Annotated in this window: 10 protein-coding genes; 8 read left to right on the top strand and 2 right to left on the bottom strand. The window is 59.3% G+C overall.

From position 1 onward, the window contains the following. Window positions 1-6: 6 nt before the first annotated feature. Window positions 7-441 carry a type II toxin-antitoxin system RatA family toxin gene (locus BLV20_RS18100; protein ID WP_092303768.1) on the top strand — a complete coding sequence of 145 codons (435 nt, stop codon included), beginning with the start codon at window positions 7-9 and terminating at the stop codon, window positions 439-441. Beyond that, complete coding sequence (locus tag BLV20_RS18105) at window positions 434-754, top strand: RnfH family protein (RefSeq protein ID WP_175540227.1); 321 nt, start codon at window positions 434-436, stop codon at window positions 752-754. Before BLV20_RS18100 ends, BLV20_RS18105 begins: the two co-directional genes overlap by 8 nt. 58 nt (window positions 755-812) lie before the next feature. Here the strand turns inward: BLV20_RS18105 and BLV20_RS18110 are convergent, their stop codons facing one another. Further along, window positions 813-1,340 (bottom strand): outer membrane protein assembly factor BamE, encoded by a 528-nt coding sequence (locus tag BLV20_RS18110; RefSeq protein ID WP_007920839.1) that lies wholly within the window; start codon window positions 1,338-1,340, stop codon window positions 813-815. Between the two features lie 98 nt (window positions 1,341-1,438). On the opposite strand from BLV20_RS18110, the gene fur reads away from it, so the two are divergent. Then, complete coding sequence (fur, locus tag BLV20_RS18115; protein ID WP_007920840.1) at window positions 1,439-1,843, top strand: ferric iron uptake transcriptional regulator; 405 nt, start codon at window positions 1,439-1,441, stop codon at window positions 1,841-1,843. Window positions 1,844-1,933: 90 nt separating this feature from the next. Here the strand turns inward: fur and recN are convergent, their stop codons facing one another. Beyond that, window positions 1,934-3,607 (bottom strand): DNA repair protein RecN, encoded by a 1,674-nt coding sequence (gene recN, locus BLV20_RS18120; RefSeq protein ID WP_092303770.1) that lies wholly within the window; start codon window positions 3,605-3,607, stop codon window positions 1,934-1,936. A gap of 254 nt (window positions 3,608-3,861) precedes the next feature. On the opposite strand from recN, the gene grpE reads away from it, so the two are divergent. From grpE to carA, 5 genes are all read left to right on the top strand, one after another. Continuing rightward, entirely contained in the window at window positions 3,862-4,428 is a 567-nt protein-coding gene (gene grpE / locus BLV20_RS18125; protein WP_007920848.1) for a nucleotide exchange factor GrpE, read from the top strand. Window positions 4,429-4,530: 102 nt separating this feature from the next. Then, entirely contained in the window at window positions 4,531-6,447 is a 1,917-nt protein-coding gene (gene dnaK, locus BLV20_RS18130; protein WP_092303772.1) for a molecular chaperone DnaK, read from the top strand. Window positions 6,448-6,771: 324 nt separating this feature from the next. After that, window positions 6,772-7,896, top strand: a complete 1,125-nt coding sequence (gene dnaJ, locus BLV20_RS18135) for a molecular chaperone DnaJ (protein WP_009042118.1) — start codon at window positions 6,772-6,774, stop codon at window positions 7,894-7,896. A gap of 10 nt (window positions 7,897-7,906) precedes the next feature. Further along, complete coding sequence (gene dapB / locus BLV20_RS18140) at window positions 7,907-8,713, top strand: 4-hydroxy-tetrahydrodipicolinate reductase (RefSeq protein ID WP_092303774.1); 807 nt, start codon at window positions 7,907-7,909, stop codon at window positions 8,711-8,713. Between the two features lie 258 nt (window positions 8,714-8,971). Continuing rightward, the gene (gene carA, locus BLV20_RS18145) at window positions 8,972-10,108 is read left to right on the top strand and encodes a glutamine-hydrolyzing carbamoyl-phosphate synthase small subunit (RefSeq protein WP_092303776.1); all 1,137 of its coding nucleotides are present in this window, start codon (window positions 8,972-8,974) and stop codon (window positions 10,106-10,108) included. The last annotated feature ends 15 nt before the right edge of the window (window positions 10,109-10,123 follow it).

The raw sequence follows: 10,123 nt of genomic DNA on the forward strand, positions 1-10,123 counted from the left end.
GCTGATATGACGACACATATTCAACGCTCGGCCCTGTTGCCTTATCCGGCGCAGTTTTTGTACGACCTGGTCAATGACGTGGCGCGTTATCCGGAGTTTTTGCCCTGGTGCTCGTCGACCGAGGTGCTGGAGAGCAGCGAGGTGCAGATGCGCGCCAGCCTGGCCGTTGCCAAGGGCGGGCTCAGCCAGCATTTCGTGACGCGCAATACCCTGGTGCCGGGCCAGTCGATCGAGATGAATCTGGAGGAAGGGCCGTTCAACCAGTTGCACGGTGTGTGGACGTTCAAGTCGCTGGGTGACAAGGCCTGCAAGATCAGCCTGGATCTGTCGTTCGACTACGCCGGTCCACTGGTTCGTGCAACCTTGGGGCCTTTGTTCAATCAAGCCGCCAATACCTTGGTCGATGCGTTTTGTCAGCGAGCCAAGCAGTTGCATGCTTGAGTCAATGATTGAGGTCGAGGTGGTGTATGCCGCGGTCGATCGCCAGGTATTGCTCAGGGTTGCTGTGCCGTCCGGAGCTACCGTTCGTGCGGCAGTGAAAGGCAGCGGAATAGGTGCGCACTTTCCGGAGCTGGACCTGGACAGTTGCCCATTGGGGATTTTCGGCAAAGCGGTTGCCGATCCCGCGGTGCAATTGGTCCAGGAAGGAGATCGGATCGAAATCTACCGCCCGTTGCTGGCCGACCCTAAAGAGGTTCGGCGTCTGCGTGCGGCAAAAGCGGCACAGGCTCGGGCTCGTACTCCAGAGTCCTGAACAAATCGATAGGCAACAAAAAGCCCGGACTCGCCGGGCTTTTTCATTTCGCCACAAATTATTGCGGCGAGGTGTCCAGAGGCTCTGGTGTCGGCACCGGAACGGTCTCGACGTTGTCGACGTCCTTTTGGATCTGGTCGAGCAAGGAGCCAGGCTTGGCTGGTTTTTCCGGTTTTGGCTGCTCGGCGTTTTCGGTTGGGGCGGTCACGGTAGTGCCGCTGTCCTTGCCCAGGATGGCTTCGTCGCGGCTTACGCCCGGCATGAAGTCGCCGGAAAGGCTGACCAGTTGGTCGTTACCATTGAAGATAACGCTGACGCGCTCCTGTTGGCGTTCACCGCCACCGGGTTGCAGGCTGTACAGATAATCCCAGCGATCGGCGTGGAACGTGTCGGTCAACAGAGGGTTGCCCATGATAAACCGTACTTGCCGGCGGGTCATTCCCGGGCGTAACTGGTCTATCATGTCCTGCGTGACGACATTGCCCTGCTGGATGTCGATTTTGTAAACCCCGGGGAATGAACAACCGGCGAGTGCGAGCAGTCCCACGAAGGTGAAACTGGTTAGCAAGAGCTTGGTGTTTTGCATCGGTGGGCGACTTCCACTATCTTGGCTGGGACAACGTAAACCCCGATCATACCCGCATTAAGAGAAGCTGCGAAGCAGCATCCGCGAGAAAGCTGACCATGGTTGAAAATAGCGAACTACGTAAAGCCGGCCTTAAAGTGACTCTGCCACGGGTCAAAATTCTACAAATGCTCGATTCCGCCGAGCAGCGACACATGAGCGCCGAGGATGTTTACAAGGCGCTGATGGAAGCTGGCGAGGATGTCGGTCTGGCCACGGTTTACCGTGTCCTGACCCAGTTTGAAGCAGCAGGCCTTGTGGTGCGCCACAACTTTGATGGCGGCCACGCTGTGTTCGAACTGGCTGACGGCGGTCACCACGACCACATGGTCAACGTGGATTCCGGTGAGGTCATCGAATTCTTCGACGAAGAAATCGAGAAGCTTCAGAAGGCGATTGTCGAGAAGCATGGCTTCGAGTTGGTGGATCACAACTTGGTGCTGTACGTACGCACGAAGAAATAAGCATGTCGCGCGGACATAGTCCGCGAAACGATCGAAGGCGACCCAAGGGTCGCCTTCGTGCTTTCTGCTTCTTATTAAAGTGGCAGGTGCTCAAGCCTTGGCGGTAACCACCATCTTTTTCGCATGGGCCAGCGACTCCTTCGTCAGGTCGATGCCGCCCAGCATGCGGGCCACTTCTTCGATCCGCTCGGTCTTGCCCAATTTGGAGACTGCGGTGTGAGTCGCATCGCTGCCCCGGACCTTGTGTACAAAAAGATGCTGATGGCCCTGGGCAGCCACTTGCGGCAAGTGGGTGACGGTCAGGACTTGCCCGCGTTCGCCGAGGCGGCGCAACAACTGACCGACGATTTCCGCGGTCGGGCCGCCGATGCCGACGTCCACTTCGTCGAATACCAGGGTGGGGACACGAGAGGTTTGCGCAGTAATCACCTGGATTGCCAGGCTGATCCGTGACAACTCGCCCCCGGAGGCCACTTTGGCCAGGGCCTTGAGCGGTTGGCCGGGGTTGGCGCTGACTAGCAGTTCGACCTGCTCGAGGCCGTTGGGCTGCAGTTCGTCGCCGCTGTTGGCGCGCAGCTCGATAGTGAAGCGGCCGCCAGGCATGCCCAGGCGCTGGATTTCCTGTTCGACGGCGCTGGCCAGGCTGGTTGCTGCCTGTTGGCGCAGCGTGCTCAACTCCCTGGCTTTTTCGTGATAGTGCCGGGCATAGGATTTCAGCTCGTCTCCCAGGCGCTCGATGGACTCGTCATTGGCATCCAGGGTTTCGATTTCCTCCAGCAGCTTCTGCTGCATGGCCGCCACCTCGGTGGGCTGGATCCGGTGTTTGCGGGCCAGGGTATAGATGGCATCCAGCCGCTCCTCCAACTGTTGCAGGCGCGCCGGGTCCGCGTCGAAGTGGTCGACGAAGCGGTTCAGTTCGCCGACGGCTTCTTCGACCTGGATCTGCGCGCTGGCCAGCAGGTTGGTGGCTTCCGCCAGGGCGCCGGAGGTGTTGCCGATGCTCGACAGGCGATTAAGGCTCACAGTCAGGGCGCTTAAAACGTTGCCCGAATCACTTTCGCTGCAATGCTCGACGACCTGCCGGCAGATGCCTAGCAGGCTTTCGGCGTTGGTCAGGTTCTTGTGTTCGAGTTCCAGTTGTTCCAGTTCGTTTTCGCCCAGGGCGAGGTTCTCCAATTCCTCCAGTTGGTAGCTGAGGAGCTGGTGGCGAGCCCGCTGCTCGTCCCCGGAATTGGACAGGCGCTCCAGTTCCTGGCGGGTCTGGCGCCAACGCTGGGCGGCCAGCGATACCTGGCGGGCCAGGTCGGTCGCGCCGGTGTATTCATCGAGGAGGCGGCGATGGGTATCGGTTTTCAGCAGCGATTGATGCTCATGCTGGCTGTGAATATCGATCAGCAATTCGCCGAGGGCCTTGAGATCGCCGAGCGGGCAGGGGGAGCCGTTGATGTAGCCGCGGGAGCGACCCTCGGCGGTAATGACTCGGCGCAGAATGCATGGGCTGTCGTTATCCAGGTCGCGTTCGGCGAGCCAGGTGCGGGCCTCGGGAATGTCTTCCAGGTCGAAAGTGGCAAGAATGTCGGCCTTGTCGGCGCCTGGGCGTACCACGCCGCTGTCGGCGCGATCACCCAGTGTCAGGCCCAGGGCGTCGAGCATGATCGATTTGCCGGCGCCGGTTTCACCCGTGATGACGCTCATCCCGCGATCCAGTTCAAGATCGAGATGTTCAACGATGGCGTAGTTGTGTACGGACAGGTGCACCAGCATAAAGGCCGCTCCCAAGGCTTTAGGTCTGGTTATTTATACAGTGTTTTGTTTTGGGCTGACAATGCCCGTACTTAGCTCGATTCGCTTGCCTGGCGGATTTTTTTATCGTGTTCGGGAATGACTGGCTACTGGCGTTTTGGCTCTCGTCAGGATTTTTGCCGAAGGAGCAGCCCTTGAAACCTGAAAAACACGGCCCCATATACCCGGGCAGAAGCGTGAGTTGAGCTCGCGGACGATATTGAAAGGAGAATTTTATGGCTGACGAACAGACGCTGGATACGCAAAATCTCGACGCCAATCAGGCCCCCGAGGCTTCGGGCGAAGATCTGGCGGCTCGTGTACAAGTGCTCGAGGAGCAGCTGGCTGGCGCTCAAGATCAGGCATTGCGTGTTGCAGCCGATCTGCAGAACGTCCGCCGCCGTGCCGAGCAGGATGTAGAAAAGGCTCACAAGTTCGCCCTCGAGCGCTTTGCTGGCGACCTGCTGCCAGTGATCGACAGCCTTGAGCGCGGTCTCGAGTTGTCCAGCCCGGACGACGAGAGCATTCGCCCGATGCGTGAAGGTATCGAACTGACCCTGAAGATGTTCCAGGACACCCTGAAGCGTTATCAGCTGGAAGCGATCGATCCTCATGGCGAGCCGTTCAATGCTGAGCAGCATCAGGCGATGGCCATGCAGGAAAGTGCCGACGTCGAGCCGAACAGCGTTCTCAAGGTGTTCCAGAAGGGCTATCAGCTCAATGGCCGCCTGCTGCGCCCGGCGATGGTCGTGGTCAGCAAGGCACCTGCACCGGTTTCGCCTTCGATTGACGAGAAGGCTTGAAATCGCGCACAGGGCCCCCATTTATAAGCCAAGCGTTTAAGTGCTACCGCAGTCGGCCACCACTGCTGCGGCAACAAAATCTAAAGTTTCGGGAGAGTTAACATGGGCAAAATTATCGGTATCGACCTGGGGACTACCAACTCCTGCGTCTCCATTCTTGAAAACGGCAACGTAAAAGTTATCGAAAACGCTGAGGGTGCGCGTACTACGCCGTCCATCATCGCCTACGCCAACGATGGCGAAATCCTGGTTGGCCAGTCGGCCAAGCGTCAGGCCGTGACCAATCCGCATAACACCCTGTACGCGGTGAAGCGTCTGATCGGTCGTCGTTTTGACGAAGAAGTCGTACAGAAAGACATCCAGATGGTCCCTTACAAGATCGTCAAGGCTGACAACAACGACGCCTGGGTTGAAGTGAACGGCCAGAAAATGGCTCCGCCACAGATCTCGGCTGAAATCCTCAAGAAAATGAAGAAAACCGCCGAAGACTACCTCGGCGAGCCTGTGACCGAGGCGGTGATCACCGTTCCGGCCTACTTCAACGACAGCCAGCGCCAGGCGACCAAAGACGCCGGCCGCATCGCGGGCCTGGATGTAAAGCGCATCATCAACGAACCTACCGCGGCCGCTCTGGCTTACGGCATGGACAAGGCCAAGGGCGATCACACCGTGATCGTTTATGACCTGGGTGGCGGTACCTTCGACGTTTCCGTGATCGAAATCGCTGAAGTCGATGGCGAGCACCAGTTCGAAGTACTGGCAACCAACGGTGACACTTTCCTCGGTGGTGAAGACTTCGACATCCGTCTGATCGACTACCTCGTGGACGAGTTCAAGAAAGAAAGCGGCATGAACCTCAAGGGTGACCCGCTGGCCATGCAGCGCCTGAAAGAAGCCGCTGAAAAAGCCAAGATCGAGCTGTCCTCGAGCCAGCAGACCGACGTCAACCTGCCGTACATCACTGCAGATGCCACCGGTCCTAAGCACCTGAACGTGAAGATCTCCCGCGCCAAGCTGGAATCGCTGGTTGAAGACCTGGTTCAGCGCACCATCGAGCCTTGCCGCATCGCCATGAAAGACGCTGGTATCGACGTCAGCAAGATCAACGACGTGATCCTGGTCGGCGGTCAGACCCGTATGCCGCTGGTGCAGAAGCTGGTGACCGATTTCTTCGGTAAAGAAGCCCGCAAGGACGTGAACCCGGACGAAGCTGTTGCCATGGGTGCTGCCATCCAGGGTGCGGTACTGGCCGGTGACGTGAAGGACGTGCTGCTGCTGGACGTCAGCCCGCTGACCCTGGGTATCGAAACCATGGGTGGCGTGATGACCGCGCTGATCGAGAAGAACACCACGATTCCTACCAAGAAGTCGCAAGTGTTCTCGACTGCCGACGACAACCAGGGCGCAGTGACCATTCACGTGCTGCAGGGTGAGCGTAAGCAAGCCGCGCAGAACAAGTCCCTGGGCAAGTTCGACCTGGCTGAAATTCCACCGGCTCCACGTGGCGTGCCACAAATCGAAGTGACCTTCGACATCGACGCCAATGGCATCCTGCACGTAGGTGCGAAGGACAAGGCGACCGGCAAGACCCAGTCGATCGTGATCAAGGCCAACTCCGGTCTGTCCGAGGAAGAAATTCAGCAGATGGTTCGTGATGCTGAAGTCAACGCCGAAGAAGACCGCAAGTTCGAAGAGCTGGCCAGCGCGCGTAACCAAGGCGATGCCCTGGTTCACTCGACTCGCAAGATGATCGCTGATGCGGGCGACAAAGTGACCGCAGAAGAAAAGACTGCGATCGAGGCCGCCGTGGTTGCCCTTGAAGCCGCTATCAAAGGCGACGACAAGGCTGCTATCGACGCCAAGGTCGAAGAGCTGTCGAAAGTGTCGGCTCCGGTTGCCCAGAAGATGTACGCCGAGCAGGCTCAGCCAGCTGAAGGCGCGGCTTCGCAGGGTGAATCGGCCGAGAAAGCCGACGACGTCGTCGACGCCGAGTTCGAAGAAGTAAAAGACCACAAGTAAGACTGCTTGTTGGTCGGCCGGTTGACTGCCTTTGTGCGGTGACTGGTAGGATGTCGCCGCGCGGGAGCTTGCTCCCGCGTTGGCGTGTCTGGAGCAAGCGAAATTTTTACGGCGTGCGGCTCTGTTCGCGCGCTGGCGGTACGGTCGGAAATGCTCCTGCTTTCCGTTCGGGATTGCCGCAATTGTCGGCCAGTCTGTTGGTCGTCTATCCAAGACCAGGATCGTTGAATTGACGTGAGTTGGGTCCGGGCCTGTATTGGGGCTCAACGAGTTTGACGAGGCTCAGGAGAGCGTTGTCGAACGTCCTTAAGAGTGCGAAGACTTATGGCAAAGCGTGACTATTACGAAGTATTGGGTGTGGAGCGAGGCTCGAGCGAAGCCGACCTGAAAAAGGCTTACCGCCGCCTGGCGATGAAGCATCACCCGGACCGTAATCCCGGCGACAAAGCGTCGGAAGATATGTTCAAGGAGGCCAACGAGGCCTACGAAGTATTGTCTGACTCGAGCAAGCGCGCGGCTTATGACCAGTACGGTCATGCCGGTGTCGATCCGAGCATGGGAGGTGGCGGCGCCGGCTTCGGTGGCCAGAACTTCTCCGATATCTTTGGCGATGTCTTCAGTGATTTCTTTGGTGGCGGTCGTGGCGGCTCCCGTGGCGGGGCCCAGCGTGGCAGCGATTTGCGCTACACCCTGGAGCTGAACCTGGAAGAGGCGGTGCGCGGTACCACCGTGAACATCCGTGTTCCGACACTGGTCAACTGCAAGCCTTGCGACGGCTCGGGTGCCAAGAAGGGCTCCTCGCCCGTGACCTGTCCGACCTGTGGCGGCATTGGCCAGGTGCGCATGCAGCAAGGCTTCTTCTCGGTGCAGCAGACCTGCCCGCGTTGTCATGGCCAGGGCAAGATCATTTCCGATCCATGCGATTCCTGCCACGGCGAAGGTCGCGTCGAAGAGTACAAGACGCTGTCGGTGAAAGTGCCGGCGGGGGTCGATACCGGTGACCGTATTCGTCTGTCCGGCGAAGGAGAAGCGGGTACTCAGGGTGGCCCGACGGGCGACCTGTATGTGGTGATCAATGTGCGTGAGCACGCGATCTTCCAGCGCGACGGCAAACACCTGTTCTGCGAAGTGCCTATCAGCTTCGTTGATGCGGCGCTGGGTGGCGAGCTGGAGATCCCGACGCTGGATGGTCGGGTCAAGCTGAAGATTCCAGAGGGCACCCAGACCGGCAAGCAGTTCCGCGTGCGCGGCAAGGGCGTGGCCCCGGTGCGTGGCGGCGGTGCTGGCGACTTGATGTGCCGCGTTGCGGTGGAAACACCGGTGAACCTGAGCCGCCGTCAGCGTGAGCTGCTTGAGGAGTTGCGTGGTTCCTTGGCGGACGACAATACCCATTCGCCGAAAACCACTGGCTGGTTCGAAGGCGTGAAGCGCTTCTTCGGCGACCTGTAAGGAGCACGGCATGCGACGTATAGCTGTGATGGGCGCTGCGGGGCGCATGGGCAAGAACCTGGTCGAGGCCGTGCAGCAGCGCTCGCCGCTCTCCGGGCTTACCGCAGCGATCGTGCGGCCAGGCAGTTCTTTGGTTGGCGCGGATGCTGGCGAGCTGGCTTCGCTGGGGCGCATTGGTGTGCCGATGTCCGACAGCCTGGAAAAAGTGGCTGATGAATTCGATGTGTTGATCGATTTCACCCTGCCGGAAGTGATGCTGAAGAACCTGGCGTTCTGTCGCAAGGCGGGCAAGGCCATGGTGATCGGTACCACGGGGCTTGGCGCCAAGGAAAAGCAATTACTGGTCGAGGCGGGCAAGGATATTCCGATCGTGTTCGCCGCCAACTTCAGCGTTGGCGTCAATTTGTCGCTGAAGCTGCTCGATATGGCGGCCCGGGTGCTGGGTGACGATGCGGACATCGAAATCATCGAGGCGCATCACCGGCACAAAATCGACGCGCCTTCAGGTACTGCTCTGCGCATGGGCGAGGTAATTGCCGACGCGCTGGGGCGTGACCTGCAGAAAGTCGCGGTGTATGGCCGTGAGGGGCATACCGGTGCTCGCGAGCGCGAAACCATTGGTTTCGCCACGGTTCGTGGCGGCGATGTGGTTGGCGATCACACGGTGTTGTTCGCTGCTGAGGGCGAGCGCCTGGAAATCACCCACAAGGCTTCCAGCCGCATGACTTTCGCCAAGGGTGCGGTACGTGCTGCGTTGTGGCTGGACGGTCGTCCGGCGGGTCTTTATGACATGCAGGATGTGCTGGATCTGCGTTGAGATGCATCCAAAACAGGGCTCGGCTTCGCGCTTGAGCCCTGTTTTACTCCGCTAAGCGATGTTCTGTCGCATTCCTCTGCCTTTAAGGCTCTTTAGCGGTGGACCAAAAAAGCCTTTTTCTGTAAGCTACAGCTTTAGTGTGTCCACTAAAAGCGCGCAGAATAATTCAGTGAAGAAGCGGGGTGACGTGTCCATACGTCACTCCGCTTTTTTACAACCTGCGATCGCCCTTTCAGGCTTTATTTACGGGAGGTCTTCTTGACTAAGCCAGCCATACTCGCCCTTGCTGATGGCAGCATTTTTCGCGGCGAAGCCATTGGAGCCGACGGTCAAACCGTTGGTGAGGTGGTGTTCAACACCGCAATGACCGGCTATCAGGAAATCCTTACCGATCCTTCCTACGCCCAGCAGATCGTTACCCTGACTTACCCGCATATCGGCAATACCGGCACCACGCCGGAAGACGCCGAGTCCGATCGTGTCTGGTCGGCCGGTCTGGTCATTCGCGACCTGCCACTGGTTGCGAGCAACTGGCGTAACACCTTGTCTCTGTCCGACTACCTGAAAGCCAACAACGTTGTGGCGATCGCCGGTATCGACACTCGTCGCCTGACGCGCATCCTGCGCGAGAAGGGCGCACAGAACGGCTGCATCATGGCCGGCGACAATATTTCCGACGAAGCGGCGATTGCCGCAGCGCGTGGCTTCCCGGGCCTCAAAGGCATGGATCTGGCGAAGGTCGTCAGCACCAAGGAAAGCTACGAGTGGCGCTCCAGCGTCTGGAGCTTGAAGACCGACAGTCATCCGACCATCGAGGCTTCCGAGCTGCCGTACCACGTGGTCGCCTACGACTACGGCGTCAAGCTGAACATCCTGCGCATGCTGGTCGAGCGCGGTTGCCGCGTGACCGTGGTGCCTGCGCAAACCCCGGCCAGCGAAGCCCTGGCGCTCAAGCCTGATGGCGTGTTCCTGTCCAACGGTCCTGGCGACCCCGAGCCTTGCGATTACGCCATCCAGGCGATCAAGGACGTGCTGGAAACCGAAATCCCGGTCTTCGGTATCTGCCTGGGTCACCAACTGCTGGCTCTGGCCTCTGGCGCCAAGACGGTGAAGATGGGCCACGGCCACCACGGTGCCAACCACCCGGTCCAGGACCTGGACAGCGGCGTGGTGATGATCACCAGCCAGAACCACGGTTTTGCGGTGGATGAAACCACTCTGCCGGGCAACGTGCGGGCGATCCACAAGTCGCTGTTCGACGGCACCCTGCAAGGCATCGAGCGTACCGACAAGAGCGCATTCAGCTTCCAGGGCCACCCTGAAGCGAGCCCGGGCCCGAACGATGTGGCGCCGCTGTTCGATCGTTTCATCAACGAGATGGCCAAGCGACGCTGAGTGCCCGCCCCTGAA

Source organism: Pseudomonas sp. NFIX28 (assembly GCF_900107395.1).
Taxonomy (GTDB): domain Bacteria; phylum Pseudomonadota; class Gammaproteobacteria; order Pseudomonadales; family Pseudomonadaceae; genus Aquipseudomonas.